This is a genomic window from Streptomyces sp. NPDC058257, from assembly GCF_042881845.1.
GTDB lineage: Bacteria > Actinomycetota > Actinomycetes > Streptomycetales > Streptomycetaceae > Streptomyces.
This window is the reverse complement of sequence record NZ_JBHVXJ010000020.1, coordinates 153,515-170,261: the sequence shown is the minus strand read 5'-3', so window position 1 is coordinate 170,261 and position 16,747 is coordinate 153,515. Positions and strand designations below refer to the sequence as shown.

Here is a 16,747-nt window from a genome sequence, read left to right as displayed (position 1 = left end):
GTTGATAGGCCAGATCTGGAAGCCCGGCAACGGGTGGAGGTGACTGGTACTAATAGGCCGAGGGCTTGTCCTCAGTTGCTCGCGTCCACTGTGTTAGTTCTGAAACAACGAACAGTTGTGTCGGCTGAACAGCTACACCACTTAATTGAAGAGTGTGCTTGTTCGCTGCCCTGTTTGAGATCCCGCTTTGCGGCGGGATATTTCATAGGGTTTCGGTGGTCATAGCATGAGGGAAACGCCCGGTTACATTCCGAACCCGGAAGCTAAGCCTCATAGCGCCGATGGTACTGCAGGGGGGACCCTGTGGGAGAGTAGGACGCCGCCGAACAATCTTTGGAGGACCCTTGGTCCCAGCGTCCACGCTGGGACCAAGGGTCCTTTTTGTTTTGTCGAAGCGCGCCGGCTACCCGGCTGCGCAAGAATGACTGCGGTACCGAAGACTAGGAGTCACCGATGTCCACCAACTCTCCCGACGAGCGACCGGAGCGCGGCGAGCGCAGCCGGGACGGTGGCGACCGGGGCGGAAACCGTGGCGGCGCACCGCGTCGCGACAACGACCGCAGTGGCGGTGGGCGTCCTCCGTTCCGCCGCGACGACCGCCCCACCTCCGGTGGCCCCCGCCGTGACGACCGCGACCGGGGTGCTCCGCGTCGTGACAACGACCGCGGTGGCGAGCGCGGTGGCTTCCGCCGTGACGACAACCGTGGCGGCGGCAGCGGCGACCGTGGCGGGTTCCGCCGCGACGATCGCTCGACTTCCGGCGCTCCGCGCCGTGACGACCGCCGTGACGGTGACCGTCCCCAGTTCCGCCGTGACGACAACCGCGGCGGTGGCGGCGACCGTGGTGGCTTCCGCCGTGACGACAACCGCGGTGGCGGCGGCGACCGTGGTGGCTTCCGCCGCGATGACAACCGTGGTGGCGGCGGTGGTGGCGGTGGCTACCGCGGGCGCGACGACCGTGGTGGCGGTGGTGACCGTCCCCAGTTCCGCCGTGACGACCGCTCGACCTCCGGCGGCCCGCGCCGTGACGACCGCCGTGACGGTGACCGTCCCCAGTTCCGCCGTGACGACCGCTCGACTTCCGGCGGCCCGCGCCGTGACGACCGCCGTGACGGTGACCGTCCCCAGTTCCGCCGTGATGACCGCTCGACTTCTGGTGCTCCGCGCCGTGACGACCGGCGCGATGGCGACCGTCCGCCCTTCCGTCGGGACGACCGTCGGGACGATCGCGGTGGTGAGCGCGGTGGCTTCCGTCGTGACGACAACCGTGGTGGCGGCGACCGTCCCGGGTTCCGTCGTGACGGGGATCGCCCGGCGGTCCGGCGCGATGACCGGCGTGATGACAACCGCGGCGGTGGCGACCGTGGTGGCTTCCGTCGTGACGACAATCGTGGTGGCGACCGCGGCGGTGACAACCGTGGTGGCTTCCGTCGCGACGAGCGTCGTGATGACCGCCGCGACGACCGGCCCCGTGGTGGCGACCGTCCCGGTTTCCAGCGCGATGACCGGCGTGACGACCGGCGTGACGACAACCGTGGCGGTGGCGACCGTGGCGGGTTCCGCCGTGATGACCGCGGTGGCGACCGCGGTGGTGACCGCCGTGACGACAACCGTGGTGGTGGTGACCGCGGAGGCTACCGCGGCGGGCGCGATGACCGTGGGCCGCGGCGTGACGACAGCCGTGGCGGGCGGCCCGGCGGGTTCCGTGGGCGCGATGACCGGCGTGACGACCGCGGCGGCGACCGTGGTGGCTACCGCGGGCGTGACGACCGTGACCGCGAGCCCATCAAGCGGCTGCCGATCCCCGATGACGTCACGGGTCACGAGATCGACAAGGACGTCAAGCAGGAACTGCAGAGCCTTCCCAAGGGGCTCGCTGAGGACGTCGCCAGGAACCTGGTGATGGTCGCCAACCTCATCGACGACGACCCCGAGCAGGCGTACGCCTACTCGCGGATCGCGCTGAAGCTCGCCTCGCGTGTCGCAGCCGTACGAGAGGCCGCGGGCTTCGCCGCGTACGCGACTCAGAATTACAACGAGGCGCTCGGCGAGTTCCGGGCCGCCCGGCGGATGACCGGCAGCGTCGAGCTCTGGCCCGTCATGGCGGACTGCGAGCGCGGTCTTGGCCGGCCCGAGAAGGCGCTGGACATGGCCGGTGCGCCCGAGGTGCAGAAGCTGGACAAGCCGGGCCAGGTCGAGATGCGTCTCGTCGCCGCCGGTGCGCGTCAGGACCTGGGTCAGACCGATGCCGCCATCGTCACCCTGCAGGGTCCCGAGCTGGCGTCGAACTCCGTCCAGCCGTGGACCGCGCGGCTGCGCTACGCGTACGCCGACGCGCTGCTCGCCGCCGGTCGTGAGGAGGAGGCGCGCGAGTGGTTCGCGAAGGTCGTCGAGTCCGACAAGGACGGCAGCACCGACGCGTCGGACCGTCTTGCCGAGCTGGAGGGTGTCGAGTTCGTCGACGTGCTTCAGGACGACGCCGAGGCGCCGGTCTCGGAGCCCGTGGTCGCCGACGTCACCCCCGTCCAGGAGGATGAGGACGAAGTCCAGGAGGACGACGACGATGAGGACGATGACGATGACGATGAGGACGACGGCGAGGACGACGGCGAGGACAGCGGTAAGTCTGAGCGCTGACCTGGTCGGCTAGTCACCTGGTCGCGGAGAACGGGCGGGATCCCATCAGGGGTCCCGCCCGTTCTCGTATGCGCGGTGCGGAAGTTCAGAAGTCCAGGTCGCGCAGGACCAGGCCCGATGCCGGCTTGGGGCCGAAGGACGTGGACTTGCGGGGCATCGTGACCCCCTGGCGGGCCAGATCGCGTACGACTTCTTCGCGGACCGGGTGCATCAGTACGGCCGTGCCGCCGTCGCGCTCCGCCTTCTCCACGGTCGCCGCGGTGTCGTGGATGTACGCGATGTGCTCCGGCGCGTCCGGGATCTGCCAGATGTGGTCGAGGAGCGTGGAGTGCAGGACCGTCGCGTCCAGGGTGCGCCAGGCCTCGGGCGGGTCGGCGGGGATCGTACGGGCCAGGAGGTCCGGGGACGGGCGGTCGATGAGGTGGAAGCCGCCGTCACCCGCGAGGAGGAACGCGTTGCTTTCCGCCGCGGCTTCGCCCAATGCTTCGAGGGCGCGCGGCAGGGGGCCTTCGACGGTGCGTATGCGGAAGGAGTCCGTGAGGGCCGCCAGGGCGTCCGGGACCGGGAGCCGGTGCAGGTAGCGGTGGATGGAGCGGACCCGCAGGGGGTAGCGCGCGGTGTCCACCAGGAGGACCAGGCCGTAGTCCCAAGGGCTGGGTGACGGGTGTTCCGAGCGCAGTCGCAGGGTGGTCGCCCAGCGGTGGTGCCCGTCCGCGATCAGGGCCTGATGGCGGAGGAGATCTGACTGGATCTCGGCGAGATCGGCAGGGTCGGTGACCGCCCACAAGCGGTGACTGAAGCCGTCCTCCGTGGTCGTCGACAGGAGAGGCTCGGTGTCCACGGTGCGCTCGACGACGGCCGTCGCGCCCGTGGCGTCGCCGTTCGAGCGGTAGGTCAGGAGCAGTGGTTCGAGGTTGGCGCTCGTCGCGCGCATCAGGCCCGCGCGGTCCTCCACGACGTGCTGCATGACGCCTTCGTGGGGCAGGACGATGCCGTCCTCGGCCTCGGAGAGGCGCAGGGCGCCGATGATGCCGCGCTGCAGGATGTCGGCGTCGCGCTGCTCGTAGACGTAGAGGCTGGGTTCCGGGTCGGGCGCCAGGATGCCCTGGGAGAGCCAGGCCCGCAGGGTCTGCGCCGCCTGTTCGTTGCGGGCCGCCGGTGTGGTGGCCTGCGGGAGGATCAACCGGACGATGTTGTGCGGGTCGGCGGACTCCAGGTGGAGCAGGCCGTCGGGCCGTACGACCACGTCGTACGGAGGGGACGTCACGGCGGAGAGGCTGCCTACCTGCTCGGGGACGTAGCGCACGCCTCGGAACGGGATCAGGTCGAGGCCTTGGTCGTCGGTATGACCCGCTGTGTTCATTGCTGCATCGTATGTGTGTCAGTGGCATGAGCGATGATCGGGGGAGTGGGATCGATCGAGGAGCGATGCGTAATGAGCCAGACCGTCAGGACACGGCCCGCGGGCAGCCGAAATGTGCTGAGTGAGGCGTATGACACCGCGCTGCTCGACCTGGACGGGGTGGTGTACGCGGGTGGGCACGCGATCGCGCACGCCGTCGATTCGCTCGGGACGGCCCGCGCGGGGGGCATGCATCTCGCGTACGTCACGAACAACGCGCTGCGCACGCCGGACGCGGTGGCCGAGCATCTGAGCGAGCTCGGCATTCCCACCGGGGCATCGGACGTCATCACGTCCGCGCAGGCGGCGGCGCGCCTGGTGAGCGAGCAGGTCCCCGCGGGCGCGCGGGTGCTCGTGATCGGCGGGGAGGGGTTGCGGGTCGCGCTGCGGGAGCGCGGGCTCGAGCCTGTCGAGTCGGCGGACGACGGCCCCGTGGCGGTCGTGCAGGGGTACGGCGGCCCCGACATGGCATGGGGGCGGTTCGCCGAGGCCTGTTACGGGATCGCGCGCGGACTGCCCTGGTTCGCGTCCAACACCGACCTGACGATTCCGAGTGCGCGGGGCATCGCGCCGGGCAATGGCGCGGCGGTCGAGGTCGTACGCATCGCGACGGGCGCGGAGCCGCAGGTGGCGGGCAAGCCGCTGCCTCCGATGCACCGCGAGACGATCCTGCGGACGGGCGCCGAGCGGCCGTTGGTCGTGGGGGACCGGCTCGACACGGACATCGAGGGCGCTTTCAACGGAGAGGTGGACTCGCTGCTCGTCCTGACGGGGGTCACGGACGGCGCCCAGCTCCTTGCGGCCCCGCCCGAGCACCGGCCTACGTACGTGGACGCGGACCTGCGCGGCATGCTGACCGGGCAGCCCGAAGTGACCCCGGCCGAGGGCGGCTTCGGCTGCGGTGGGTGGACGGCGTCGGCGCGGGGGCACGAGCTGGTGCTCGACGGCGAGGGCGAGGCGCTGGACGGGTTGCGGGCGCTGTGTGCGGCGGCGTGGACTCAGGCGGGGGACGGGAAGTGCGCGCTGGACGGGGAGAAGGCGTTGGCGCGGCTGGGGGTGTAGCGGCGGGGGTGCAGGGGCGGGGGTGTGAAGCCGGGTGGCTCAGACGGCTGCCCCGTGCGGAGCCCCGGCCGACGGGCGGACGCGGCCCCGCACGGGGCAGCGCAGGAGAGGCAGCAGGGGATGGGGGAGGGGTGAGGGTCAGGCGGTTTCGTTGCGGTCGATCAGTTCGTCCGTGGTGGTGCCCTTGCGCCAGTAGCCGGAGAAGCAGATCCGCTTGCGGTCGAAGTCGCGGTCGCGGACCAAGTGGCGGCGGACCGCCTTGACCGTGGCGGCCTCGCCCGCGACAAAGGCGTACGGGGTGCCCGAGGGCAGCTCCGCGGCCTGGATCGCCGACGGTGTCGCGCCTTCCTCGGTGAGCCAGGTGATCTCGGCGTCGGCCTTGGTCGGCAGCTCCAGCTTGTCCGCCAGGTCGTGGACCTCGATCCACACGCGGGTCGGCGTGGCGGGCGGGAGCGTCTCCAGGATGGCCGCGATCGCCGGGAGCGCCGATTCGTCGGCGGCCAGCAGGACCCAGTCGGTGTCCTGCGGCGGCCTGAACTCGTACGCGCCGTTCTCCTCGTCGACCGGGGCGAGCACGCCGATCCGGGCGCCGGGCAGGGCGCTGCGTGCCCAGCTGGTGGCCGGGCCGTCGAAGGGCGAGGGAGCGGGGCCGTGGACCGCGAAGTCGACGATCAGTTCGTCGGGGTCGCGGCGCAGTTCACGCGTGGTGTAGGTACGCATGATGCCCCGGACATCGGGATCGAGGGCGCACCAGTCGGCGTACCAGTTGGCCGCGTTCTCGCCCGTCGTGTCCGGCATGACGGGGGCGTCCTGCCCCGGATGCGGCAGGAACACCTTGATGCGCTGGTCGCGGCCCGCCGACGCCATCCCCGCCAGACCGTCGCCGCCGAGGGCCACGCGGATCATGGCGGGGGTGACGAACTCGGTGCGCAGCACGTGGACATCGAAGAAGTGGTAGGGGGACGCAGTCATCAGGTGAGCCTCTTCGACTTCTCTATCGCGGTGGCGAGTTGTTCGAGCACGGGGGCGTGACCGGCGTAGCTGGAGCGCTCCTCCATGGACCACGGCACGGTCTGGCCGGCCTTGACGGCGGGGAGCAGCGCCCAGGCGGGTCTCTTCGCGAGCTCCTTGGGCGGCATGGCGCTCGTGCGGTTGTCGATCATGATGAGGTCGGCGTCGTACTTGTCGGCGTTCTCCCAGCTGAGGAACTCCCAGAAGCCCCACTCGTCGCTCTTCTCGCCCTCGACGAACTCGACGCCGTAGTCGTGCAGGGCGGCGGCGGTGCTGATGAAGGCGACGACGTTGCGTCATCGGCGCCGCCAGCCCATGCTGTCAAGGGTCCGCCGATGCCCGGGGCCCCGCTCACGCCGGGCGCACCATGACGGGTCTGAGCAGGAGGTATCGGGCGGCGGGCGCGCATAGGTGGTGCTTCTCTCGTCGAAGTCAACTGCGAGGGTAGGCTAACCTAACCTGGTGTTGGTCGACAGTCCCCCCGAAGCCGGCGCGGAGACAGCCCCCGCGCCTCCCAACCGCCGCGCGATACGCACCGCCGGGCTCCTCGTCTCGGTCGGTGTGCTGCTGCTCGTCGTGGTGGCGAGCATCGCTGTCGGTGCCAAGCAGATGTCCCTCGACCAGGTCTGGCACGGCCTCTTCCAGGACACCGGGACGTACGGCGATGTCGTCGTCCAGGAGCGGCTCTCGCGGACGCTGCTCGGAGTGCTCGTCGGCGTGGCCCTCGGTCTCGCCGGAGCCGTCCTGCAGGCGCTGACGCGCAATCCGCTGGCCGACCCGGGGCTGCTCGGTATCAACCTCGGTGCGTCGGCCGCCGTCGTCACCGCCATCAGCTTCTTCGGCGTCACCTCGCTGAGCGGCTACGTGTGGTTCGCCTTCTTCGGAGCGGCAGTTGTCGGCGCCGCCGTCTATGCCCTCGGCGGGACCCGTAACGCCACGCCCGTACGGCTCGCACTCGCCGGAACCGCGCTGAGCGCCGCGCTCTACGGCTATCTGCAGGCCGTGATGATCACGGACAACGCCGCGCTCAACAAGATGCGCTTCTGGACGGTCGGTTCCCTGGCCTCGGCCAAGAACGAGACCATCGTGCAGGTCCTGCCCTTCCTCGTGATCGGCATCGTGCTCGCCCTTGGCCTCGCCCGGCCGCTCAACGCCATGGCCATGGGCGACGACACAGCCCGCGCGCTCGGCGCCCACCTGAACCGCACCCGCGCCCTGTCCATGGCCGCCGCGACGCTGCTCTGCGGGGCGGCGACCGCGGCCTGCGGGCCCATCATGTTCGTCGGCCTGATGGTGCCGCACGTCGTGCGCTCCTTCACCGGGCCCGACATGCGCTGGATCCTGCCGTACGCGGCGATCCTCTCGCCGGTCCTGCTGCTCGGCGCCGACGTCGTGGGACGCGTCGTCGCGCGGCCCGCGGAGCTGCAGGTCGGCATCATCACCGCGTTGATCGGCGCTCCGGTCTTCATCTTTCTCGTACGACGGCGGAGGCTGGCTCAGCTGTGAAGGCGATACGCACCCGGGGCGGGCTCAGCCTCCGACTCGACGTCCGCACGGCCGTGGTCGTCGCCGTGCTCATCGTGGCCGCGCTCGCCGCGAGCGTCGTCCTGATCGGCACCGGCGACTTCTACATCCCCACCGCCGACGTCATCCGCACCCTGCTCGGCAGCGGAGACGCCGGGCAGGAGTTCATCATCAACGACCTGCGCCTTCCGCGGGTCCTCGTCGGCCTCCTCGTGGGGGCCGCGCTCGGGCTCGGCGGCGCGATCTTCCAGTCCATCTCGCGCAATCCGCTGGGTAGTCCGGACATCCTCGGCCTCGGTCAGGGCTCCACCGCGGGCGCGCTCATCATGATCGTCCTCTTCCAGGGCAGCGCGGTGCAGGTCGCCGGCGGCGCGCTCGTGGGCGGTCTGGTGACCGGTTTCGCGATCTATGTGCTCGCCTGGAAACGGGGCGTGCACGGCTTCCGGTTCGTCCTGGTCGGCATCGGCGTCTCCGCCTTCGTCACCGCCATCAACGGCTATCTGCTCACCAAGGCGGACATCGTCGACGCCGCGCGCGCCGTCGTCTGGATGACCGGCTCCCTCAACGGCCGGGACTGGGACCAGGTCTGGCCCCTGCTCATCCTCTGCGCGATTCTCGTGCCGCTCGTCATGACGTACGCCCGTCCGCTGCGGATGCTGGAGATGGGCGACGACGTCGGGTACGCGCTCGGCGTGCCCGTCGAGCGCACCCGCATCGTCCTGATGGGCGCGGCCGTGCTGCTCACCGCCGCCGCCACCGCGGCGGCGGGCCCCGTCAGCTTCGTCGCGCTCACCGCGCCGCAGCTCGCCAGGCGGCTCACCCGCTCGCCGGGGCCGAACCTGCTGCCCGCCATGTTCATGGGCGCCACCCTCCTCATCGTCGCGGACTGGGCCTCGCAGCGGGCCTTCGGCGCCGATCAACTGCCCGTCGGCGTGGTCACGGGCGTACTCGGCGGCATCTATCTGCTGTGGCTCCTCGTCATCGAGCGCAAGGCGGGGCGGATATGAAGGCGCGCGTCACCGTGGATGCGAACACCTCTGATTTCTCCACGAATACCTCTGAGAGCACCGACAGGCAGGAGCGTGCCGCAGTGAACCGGCTCATCGCGGACGGCGTGACCCTTGGCTACGACCAGCGCGTCATCGCGGAGAAGTTGTCCGTCGAGATCCCCGACAACTCCTTCACGGTGATCGTCGGCCCGAACGCCTGCGGCAAATCCACCCTGCTGCGCGCCCTGTCCCGGATGCTCAAGCCCTCGGCGGGCCGCGTCCTGCTCGACGGGAACGTCATCCAGTCGATGCCCGCGAAGAAGGTGGCGCGGACGCTCGGTCTGCTCCCGCAGTCCTCCATCGCGCCCGACGGGATCACGGTGGGCGACCTGGTCGCGCGCGGGCGCTATCCGCACCAAGGGCTCCTGCGCCAGTGGTCGGCGGACGACGAGCGGATCGTGGGCGAGTCGATGGCGTCGACCGGTGTGGCCGAGCTGGCCGATCGCTATGTCGACGAACTCTCCGGCGGTCAGCGCCAGCGCGTCTGGATCGCGATGGCGCTCGCGCAGCAGACTCCGCTGCTGCTCCTGGACGAGCCGACGACGTTCCTCGACATCCAGCACCAGATCGACGTCCTCGACCTCTGCGCCGACCTGCACGAGGAACAGGGCCGCACGCTGGTCGCCGTCCTGCACGACCTCAACCACGCGGCGCGCTACGCCACCCACCTCATAGCCCTGCGCGACGGCGAGGTCGTCGCCGAGGGCGCGCCGTCCGACATCGTCACGAGGGAGCTCGTACGGGACACCTTCGGGATGGACTGCCAGATCATCGACGACCCGGAGACCGGGACCCCGCTGGTGGTGCCCGCGTCGCGGCGGGTGCGTACGAGGGCGGCGGCCGGAGCGGCCGAAGCCGCTGCGGCCGGGGCCAAAGCGGCGACCTGAGGTGCCGGGGCTAAAGCAGCGACCTGAGGCGGAGCATGTCGCGCAGGCCCGCCTCCAGCTTGACCCGGCCGGAGGCCCAGGCCTTCGCGAAGTTCAGATCGCCGTCCACCATCGCCACCAGGTCGTCGCCGGACATGGCGAGGCGGATCTCCGCCTTCGTGTGAGGGGCGCCCGCGTGGGTGTCGAGCACCCTGATCCGGCCGTTCTCGAGGCGGCCCGTGAAGGTCACGTCAAGATCGGTGATGCGGCAGCTCAGCGAGCGGTCGAGCGCGGCGGCGCTGCGTGCGCCGCCTTCGGCGCCCGCCAGGTTGTCCGAGAGTTTGTCGAGCGCCGTGCGGCACTCTTCGATCGTCGCCATCGTGATCGACGGTACCGCAGCGCTTCGGGGTAGCGTCGGGGCATGAGCGACTCGTTGCCGGGCCCCGAGCCCGAGCCGGTGGAGCCCGGGGCCGCAGAAGCCGCGGCGGAGGCGGAGACGTACGACCCCGTCGGGCCCGCGCCCCTCGGGGTGGAGCGCGTCCCGACCGGTGACGCCGAGGTCGACGGCCTGCTGCGGCGTCTCGGCGACGCCGACCACCTCGCCACGGACGGCCACATCGAGGTGTACGAGGATGTACACCGGGGACTGCGAGACGCGCTGACCGCGCTCGACGCACGCCCCGGGCCGCCGGCGCCCTCACCCATGGGGACGCCCTCGGCTCCGTCCCCGCACTCACCCCCGTACAACAGGAGCTGAACAGAACGTGGCAGGAGTGGCACGCCGCCGCCTCGACGCCGAACTGGTCCGACGCAAGCTGGCGCGCTCGCGCGAGCACGCCAGCCAGCTGATCGCCGCCGGCCGGGTGACCGTCGACAAGAACACCGCGACGAAGCCCGCGACGCAGGTGGAGACCGCAGCCGCCATCGTGGTCGCGACCGACGACAGCGACCCCGACTATGTCTCGCGCGGCGGCCACAAGCTGGCGGGCGCGTTCGCCGCGTTCGTACCGCAGGGCCTGGTCGTCGAAGGGCGGCGCGCGCTCGACGCGGGCGCGTCCACCGGCGGCTTCACCGATGTGCTGCTGCGCGCCGGCGCCGCGGGCGTCGTCGCCGTGGACGTCGGGTACGGCCAGCTCGCCTGGTCGCTGCAGAGCGACGACAGGGTCACCGTCAAGGACCGTACGAACGTACGCGAGTTGACGCTGGACGCCATCGACGACACCCCTGTCGACCTGGTCGTCGGCGACCTCTCGTTCATCCCGCTCGGCCTGGTCCTTCCCGCCCTCGTGCGGTGTGCCGCCCCGGACGCCGACCTGGTCCTGATGGTCAAGCCGCAGTTCGAGGTGGGCAAGGAGCGCCTGGGCACCGGCGGTGTGGTGCGCAGTGTGGAACTGCGGGCCGACGCCGTGCGCGGTGTGGCGCGCCAAGCGTGGGGGCTCGGGCTCGGTGTGCGTGGCGTGACCGCGAGCCCGCTGCCCGGACCTTCCGGAAATGTCGAGTACTTTCTGTGGCTGCGTGCCGGGGCGCCTGAACTCGACCCGGCGGACGTTGACCGTGCCGTGGCGGAGGGGCCCCGTTGACCCAGACCCGAGTGACCCAGACCCGAGCTCGTACCGTTTTCCTGCTCGCGCACACCGGACGGCCTGCCGCCATCCGCAGTGCCGAACTCGTCGTCCAGGGGCTGCTTCGCAGCGGCATCGGCGTACGGGTCCTAGAGGCGGAGGCGGTCGATCTGCCGCTGCCGCCCGAGGTCGGCACGGTGAAGGAGGCCACCCCCCAGTGTCTCGACGGCTGTGAACTGCTCGTCGTCCTCGGCGGCGACGGCACGCTGCTGCGCGGCGCCGAGTTCGCCCGCGCCTCCGGGGTGCCGATGCTCGGCGTGAACCTGGGGCGCGTCGGCTTCCTGGCCGAGGCCGAGCGCGACGACCTCGACAAGGTCGTCGACCGGGTGGTGACCAAGGCGTACGAGGTCGAGGAGCGGATGACCATCGACGTCATCGTCCACAGCAACGGCGATGTCGTGCACCGCGACTGGGCGCTGAACGAAGCGGCCGTGCAGAAGATGTCCGCCGAGCGGATGCTCGAGGTCGTCCTGGAGATCGACGGGCGTCCGGTCACCGGCTTCGGCTGCGACGGCATCGTGTGCGCGACGCCGACCGGCTCCACCGCGTACGCCTTCTCCGCGGGCGGGCCCGTGGTGTGGCCGGAGGTGGAGGCGCTCCTGATGGTGCCGATCAGCGCCCACGCCCTGTTCGCCAAGCCCCTGGTGACCTCGCCGGACTCGGTGCTCGCCGTCGAGGTCCAGCCGCACACGCCGCACGGGGTGCTGTGGTGCGACGGGCGGCGCACCGTGGAGCTGCCGCCGGGCGCCCGGGTCGAGGTGCGCAGGGGCGGGGTGCCGGTACGCCTCGCGCGACTGCATCACGCGTCGTTCACCGACCGGCTCGTGGCCAAGTTCGCGCTGCCGGTGTCTGGATGGCGCGGGGCGCCTCACTAGCGTTCCGTCGGAGGCGCGGTTCGTGTGGGCTGCGTGGCACGGACACTTCGGGTCGCTGGCCGGTCGCGCGGTTCCCCGCCCCTCACGGGGCGCGTCCTTCCCGGCTACGTGGAGCAGACCCACGGATCCCGGCTACGTGGAGCAGACCCACGGATCCCGGCTACGTGGAGCAGACCCACGGATCCCGGCTACGTGGAGCAGACCTCCCGGCTACGTGGAGCAGACCACGGAGATTGCCCGCTTCCGCATGACCGCGCCCACCGGAAGCCCCGTGGCCAGCAGCGTGAGCAGCAAGGTGCCCGCGGTGATCCCCGTCGGTACGGCCCATGGCAGGTAGGGGACCGACGAGCCGAAGGCCGTGCTGAGGATCGGCGCGAGCGTGCCGAGCGCGATCGCCGTGCCGAGCAGCAGCGCGGTGCCCGCGACGACCACGGCCTCCCATGCCGCCATGGCCCGCAGCTGGGCGCGCTGGCTGCCGACCACGCGCAGCAGGGCTATGTCGCGGCGGCGCTCGAAGGAGATCATGGCGAGGGTGTTCGCCGCGGCGATCGCGGCGAAGCCCGCGTACAGACCCGTGCCCACGTAGTCGAGCCAGACCTCGCCCGTGCTGCCCGCCGACCCCGTGTGGTGCTGCGCCGTGGTGTGTATGCCGATCTTGGTCAGGCCGAACCCGACGACCAGGACGAGCGGCACGACCGCGGCGGAGAAACGGCGGGGCTGCGAGCGGATGTTGAGCATCGCCAGGCGCGCGCTGCCGCCGAACCGGCCCACCGGTGCGGAGACCAGCCAGGCCGCGGGCCCGATGATCCGCGGGCCGAGCAGCCCCGCGCCGACGCAGAAGAGGATCAGGACGAGGAACGCCCCCTCGCTCGCCTCGTCCGCGGGCTGCTTGGACAGCAGGACCGAGACCACGCACGCCCCCGCGACCGCGATCAGGCCGAGCGGCGCCCGGAGTATGCCGAGTCCCCGCCGTCCGGTCGCCGCCTCGCTCAGGGCGCGGGCCGGGCGGAGCAGCGAGAACCGCAGCGCGGAGAGGAGCGCGGCGAGCGTCGTCGTCACCACGGCCACGCCCAGGCACACCGGCAGGGCGACCCAGCCGAACCGGAAGTGCGCCTCGGCGGGGAGCAGACCGTGCGCGATCATGCCCGCATGCCACCACCGGGCCACGAAGCCGCCGAGGACGAAGCCCGCGAGCGCGGCCGGTAGGGACGCGGCGAGGGCCTGTACGGCCACCGCGCGGCGGACCTGGCGGGGCTTGGCGCCGATGGAGCGCACCATGGCCAGCTCGCGGTGCTGCTGCGTGACGGCCGTGCCCATCGTCGACGCGACCACGAATATCGACATGTAGATCGATCCGATGAGAAGGACGACGGCCATGTCGCCGACGCCGTTCTCGGTGATCTGCTCGCGTGCCCGCGCGGAGAGTCCGTCCGTGCCCGTCGCGCCGAGCATCATCGTCGACGCGCTCACCACCGTCGCCGCGAAGAGCGCGGCCACGGCCGTGCCCACGAACGCCGGGCGGTGCGCGCGCAGCGCCGCCTGTGCCAGTCCCGTTCCCATAGGGGTCAGGGTGGGGTGCTGGGGCACCTGTGCGCCAGGAGGCTGTCAGGAAGATCGTGGTGGGGTAATCCCCACCCTGAGGTCCCACCCCCTGCGGGTGACAGCGTCCGTTCGGTCCGCCTTTGCCACCTGCGCCTTCGTGGAAGGAAGGTGGAAGGGAGCCAGGGCCCGTCGCACACCTGGCCCATGACCTCGTAAGGTCGTGTCCGTGTTGGAGGAGATGCGGATACGGTCGCTCGGAGTCATCGACGACGCGGTGGTGGAGCTGTCGCCGGGGTTCACCGCGGTGACCGGCGAGACCGGTGCGGGCAAGACGATGGTGGTCACCAGCCTCGGCCTGTTGCTCGGCGGACGCGCGGATCCCGCCTTGGTGCGGATCGGTGCCAAGGCGGCGGTGGTGGAGGGGCGGATCAGCATGCCCGCGGACGCCTCGGCCGCCGTGCGGGCGGAGGAAGCGGGCGCCGAACTCGACGACGGGGCGCTGCTGATCAGCCGTACCGTCTCGGCGGAGGGGAGATCCCGCGCGCATCTCGGCGGGCGGTCGGTCCCGGTGGGGCTGCTCGCCGAACTCGCCGACGACCTCGTGGCGGTGCACGGACAGACGGACCAGCAGGGGCTGCTCAAGCCGGGCCGGCAGCGCGGGGCGCTCGACCGGTACGCGGGAGACGCGGTCACCGTGCCCCTTGCCAAGTACACGGCGGCGTACCGCAGGCTGCGGGCCGTGACGACCGAGGTCGACGAGATCACCACGCGGGCGCGTGAACGGGCCCAGGAGGCGGATCTGCTGCGCTTCGGCCTCGAAGAGGTCGCGGGTGTCGAGCCGCGCGAGGGCGAGGACACCGAACTGGCCGCCGAGGCAGAGCGGCTCGGCCACGCGGAGGCCCTCGCCTCCGCCGCCACGTCCGCGCACGCCGCCCTCGCGGGCATCCCCGAGGACCCGGAGGGTGTCGACGCCACGATGCTGGTGGCGGGCGCCCACCGGGCTCTTGAAGCGGTGCGTTCCCACGACCCCGCCCTGGCCGCTCTCGCCGAGCGGATCGGCGAGATCGGGATTCTGCTCGGCGATGTGGCGGGGGAGCTCGCCGGGTACGCCGACGACCTCGACGCCGATCCACTGCGCCTCGCGGCGGTCGAGGAGCGGCGGGCCGCGCTCACCCAGCTGACCCGGAAGTACGGCGCTGACATCGATTCCGTGCTCGCCTGGGCCGAGGAGGGGGCCGCACGGCTCACCGAACTGGAGGGTGACGACGACCGCCTCGACGAGCTGACCGCCGAGCGGGACGCGCTCAGAGGAGAACTGGCGGGACTCGCGCAGGCGTTGACCGACGCGCGCAAGGAAGCCGCGTCGCGGTTCGCGGCGGCCGTCACCGAAGAGCTGTCCTCGCTCGCGATGCCGCACGCGCGCGTGACGATCGACATCAGCGGTACGGAGGTGCCCGACGGCGCGGACGGTGTGCCGGTCGACGGACGCCTCGTCGCGTATGGCCCGTCGGGCGTCGACGAGGTGGAACTCCTCCTCGCCCCGCATCCGGGAGCCCCGCCGCGGCCGATCGCCAAGGGCGCGTCCGGCGGTGAGCTGTCGCGCGTGATGCTGGCCGTCGAGGTCGTCTTCGCGGGCACGGATCCCGTTCCGACGTACCTCTTCGACGAGGTCGACGCGGGCGTCGGCGGCAAGGCCGCGGTCGAGATCGGCCGCAGGCTCGCCAGGCTCGCCAAGTCGGCGCAGGTCGTGGTCGTGACGCACCTTCCTCAGGTGGCGGCCTTCGCCGACCGGCAGCTCCTTGTCGAGAAGACCAACGACGGGTCGGTGACGCGGTCCGGCGTGCTGGTTCTGGAGGGCGAGGACCGAGTGCGGGAGCTGTCCCGGATGCTGGCGGGTCAGGAGGACTCGGAGACCGCGCGGGCGCACGCGGAGGAGCTGTTGGCGACGGCTCGGGGGGACGGGTAGGGCTCTGCCGTGCCCCGGCTCTAGGCTGGCCCGCATGATCGACTGCAAGCCCGCCCGGCGCCGCACCGCCCTCCTCGCCGCAGCCGCCGTCACCCGCGCGGCCACCTCGGCACTGCGCTCACGTGCCCCCGGCGGCCCCGACCGCTGGCAGCGGAAGAACTACGCGGGGCGGGCAGTGGAGTTGTACGCCGGGCCCGCCGCCGCTCTCGGTGCGGCGGCGGGGACCCTGACTCTGCCCGCCAGGACCCGGAGCGCCGCCGCGCTCGCCGTGCTCGCCGCGGGGGCCTGTGGGGCGTACGACGACGTGGCGGGGGAGGGAGATCCGCGCCGGGGCCCGCGTGCCCATCTGGGCGCGTTGCGGGACGGTGAAGTGACCAGTGGGGCCGTGAAGTTGTTCGGCATCTCCGCGGCGGGCCTCGCCGCCGGTGCGCTGCTCAAGGAGCGGCCGGTGGACAAGGTCCTCGCGGGCGTCGTGATCGCGGGCACCGCCCACTTCGTCAACCTCGTGGACGTACGCCCGGGGAAGGCCGCTGGTGCGGTCCTCGCGCTGGGGGCGCCTGGGCTGCTGCGCAGAGGCACCGCCGGGGTTCTCTCCGCCGCCTCCATGGGGGCCGCGGCGGCCGTGTTCCCGGCGGACTTCGGGGAACAGGCCATGATCGGCGACGCGGGAGCGCACGCCCTGGGCGCGGCACTCGGTGCCGCCATCGTCGCGGGCAACGGCCGCGCGGGTCTCGCCGTCCACGCGGCGGGCCTGGTGACGGCCGCCGCGTACGGCGAGAGGGTCAGCGCGCTCGCGGGAGGACGGGCTCAGGCCGTTTCTGAAGGCTCTTGGCCCGCTGCCGAGTGATCGACCGACGTTTCGGGAGCCGCGTCCTGAGCCGTCGCCTGTCCTACGGAGTCCTACGGAGTCCTATGGGTCCTACGGAGTGCGCAGGCAGCGGGCGAGAGGCGGGTTCAAGAGCGAAGGAGCGCCCTGTCGCCCAATCCCAGGGAGGGGCGTCCAATTCCCGCCCTATCCCGGGCGCCGAGCCACGCCGAGCCTCTGAAAGTCTTCCCTCCGGCATATCCCCGCTGCAAAGATGCTGCGGGCCGCAGGCCATCCGCGGCGATGAAACCCCGTCGTCCTCACCCGTGTGGGTGATCCAGGTCAGGGAGTTGCCCGCCCAGACACGGAAGAGACCCTTCGTTGGT

Annotated in this window: 15 protein-coding genes, 1 rRNA gene and 1 pseudogene; 12 read left to right on the top strand and 5 right to left on the bottom strand. The window is 71.6% G+C overall.

Going from position 1 to position 16,747, the window contains the following annotated elements; translation table 11 throughout:
• Positions 1 to 211: 211 nt before the first annotated feature.
• From rrf to ACFVXC_RS34400, 3 genes and pseudogenes are all read left to right on the top strand, one after another.
• A 5S ribosomal RNA gene (rrf, locus tag ACFVXC_RS34410) occupies positions 212 to 328 on the top strand.
• A 125-nt stretch (positions 329 to 453) separates the two neighbouring features.
• Positions 454 to 1,734, top strand: a pseudogene (locus tag ACFVXC_RS34405) (hypothetical protein); the annotation flags it as partial.
• Positions 1,735 to 1,794: 60 nt separating this feature from the next.
• Complete coding sequence (locus tag ACFVXC_RS34400; RefSeq protein WP_389913660.1) at positions 1,795 to 2,637, top strand: hypothetical protein; 843 nt, start codon at positions 1,795 to 1,797, stop codon at positions 2,635 to 2,637.
• A gap of 85 nt (positions 2,638 to 2,722) precedes the next feature.
• Here the strand turns inward: ACFVXC_RS34400 and ACFVXC_RS34395 are convergent, their stop codons facing one another.
• Positions 2,723 to 4,000: a DUF1015 domain-containing protein gene (locus ACFVXC_RS34395; protein ID WP_389913631.1), complete on the bottom strand. Its 1,278-nt coding sequence runs from the start codon at positions 3,998 to 4,000 to the stop codon at positions 2,723 to 2,725.
• 72 nt (positions 4,001 to 4,072) lie between these two features.
• On the opposite strand from ACFVXC_RS34395, the gene ACFVXC_RS34390 reads away from it, so the two are divergent.
• The gene (locus tag ACFVXC_RS34390; protein ID WP_389913628.1) at positions 4,073 to 5,101 is read left to right on the top strand and encodes an HAD hydrolase-like protein; all 1,029 of its coding nucleotides are present in this window, start codon (positions 4,073 to 4,075) and stop codon (positions 5,099 to 5,101) included.
• A 138-nt stretch (positions 5,102 to 5,239) separates the two neighbouring features.
• Here the strand turns inward: ACFVXC_RS34390 and ACFVXC_RS34385 are convergent, their stop codons facing one another.
• Complete coding sequence (locus ACFVXC_RS34385; RefSeq protein WP_389913625.1) at positions 5,240 to 6,073, bottom strand: siderophore-interacting protein; 834 nt, start codon at positions 6,071 to 6,073, stop codon at positions 5,240 to 5,242.
• Positions 6,073 to 6,372 carry an ABC transporter substrate-binding protein gene (locus ACFVXC_RS34380; RefSeq protein ID WP_389913657.1) on the bottom strand — a complete coding sequence of 100 codons (300 nt, stop codon included), beginning with the start codon at positions 6,370 to 6,372 and terminating at the stop codon, positions 6,073 to 6,075. The genes ACFVXC_RS34385 and ACFVXC_RS34380 overlap by 1 nt, the downstream gene beginning before the upstream one ends.
• 202 nt (positions 6,373 to 6,574) lie before the next feature.
• Between ACFVXC_RS34380 and ACFVXC_RS34375 the strand changes: the two genes are divergently transcribed.
• From ACFVXC_RS34375 to ACFVXC_RS34365, 3 genes are read left to right on the top strand one after another with little or no spacing between them, the layout of a single operon-like run.
• Complete coding sequence (locus ACFVXC_RS34375) at positions 6,575 to 7,618, top strand: FecCD family ABC transporter permease (RefSeq protein ID WP_389913619.1); 1,044 nt, start codon at positions 6,575 to 6,577, stop codon at positions 7,616 to 7,618.
• On the top strand, positions 7,615 to 8,643 hold the full coding sequence (locus ACFVXC_RS34370; protein WP_389913616.1) for a FecCD family ABC transporter permease: 1,029 nt from the start codon (positions 7,615 to 7,617) through the stop codon (positions 8,641 to 8,643). Before ACFVXC_RS34375 ends, ACFVXC_RS34370 begins: the two co-directional genes overlap by 4 nt.
• Positions 8,604 to 9,572: an ABC transporter ATP-binding protein gene (locus tag ACFVXC_RS34365; RefSeq protein ID WP_389913613.1), complete on the top strand. Its 969-nt coding sequence runs from the start codon at positions 8,604 to 8,606 to the stop codon at positions 9,570 to 9,572. Before ACFVXC_RS34370 ends, ACFVXC_RS34365 begins: the two co-directional genes overlap by 40 nt.
• Before the next feature lie 10 nt (positions 9,573 to 9,582).
• On the opposite strand, the gene ACFVXC_RS34360 is transcribed toward ACFVXC_RS34365, so the two are convergent.
• On the bottom strand, positions 9,583 to 9,930 hold the full coding sequence (locus ACFVXC_RS34360; RefSeq protein WP_389913610.1) for an SCP2 sterol-binding domain-containing protein: 348 nt from the start codon (positions 9,928 to 9,930) through the stop codon (positions 9,583 to 9,585).
• A gap of 42 nt (positions 9,931 to 9,972) precedes the next feature.
• Here ACFVXC_RS34360 and ACFVXC_RS34355 point away from each other — a divergent pair, with 42 nt between their 5' ends.
• Genes ACFVXC_RS34355 through ACFVXC_RS34345 form a run of 3 tightly spaced genes read left to right on the top strand, consistent with a single transcriptional unit; the run spans position 9,973 to position 12,048 of the window.
• Entirely contained in the window at positions 9,973 to 10,308 is a 336-nt protein-coding gene (locus ACFVXC_RS34355; RefSeq protein ID WP_389913607.1) for a hypothetical protein, read from the top strand.
• Positions 10,309 to 10,315: 7 nt separating this feature from the next.
• The gene (locus ACFVXC_RS34350; RefSeq protein WP_389913604.1) at positions 10,316 to 11,131 is read left to right on the top strand and encodes a TlyA family RNA methyltransferase; all 816 of its coding nucleotides are present in this window, start codon (positions 10,316 to 10,318) and stop codon (positions 11,129 to 11,131) included.
• Positions 11,132 to 11,142: 11 nt separating this feature from the next.
• Positions 11,143 to 12,048, top strand: a complete 906-nt coding sequence (locus ACFVXC_RS34345; protein ID WP_389913601.1) for an NAD kinase — start codon at positions 11,143 to 11,145, stop codon at positions 12,046 to 12,048.
• Between the two features lie 210 nt (positions 12,049 to 12,258).
• Here ACFVXC_RS34345 and ACFVXC_RS34340 read toward each other — a convergent pair whose 3' ends face one another.
• Positions 12,259 to 13,608: an FtsX-like permease family protein gene (locus ACFVXC_RS34340; protein WP_389913597.1), complete on the bottom strand. Its 1,350-nt coding sequence runs from the start codon at positions 13,606 to 13,608 to the stop codon at positions 12,259 to 12,261.
• Between the two features lie 220 nt (positions 13,609 to 13,828).
• On the opposite strand from ACFVXC_RS34340, the gene recN reads away from it, so the two are divergent.
• Positions 13,829 to 15,556 carry a DNA repair protein RecN gene (gene recN / locus ACFVXC_RS34335; protein WP_389913654.1) on the top strand — a complete coding sequence of 576 codons (1,728 nt, stop codon included), beginning with the start codon at positions 13,829 to 13,831 and terminating at the stop codon, positions 15,554 to 15,556.
• A gap of 34 nt (positions 15,557 to 15,590) precedes the next feature.
• Positions 15,591 to 16,403, top strand: coding sequence for a hypothetical protein (locus tag ACFVXC_RS34330; RefSeq protein WP_389913594.1), 813 nt, complete (start codon positions 15,591 to 15,593; stop codon positions 16,401 to 16,403).
• Positions 16,404 to 16,747: the final 344 nt, after the last annotated feature.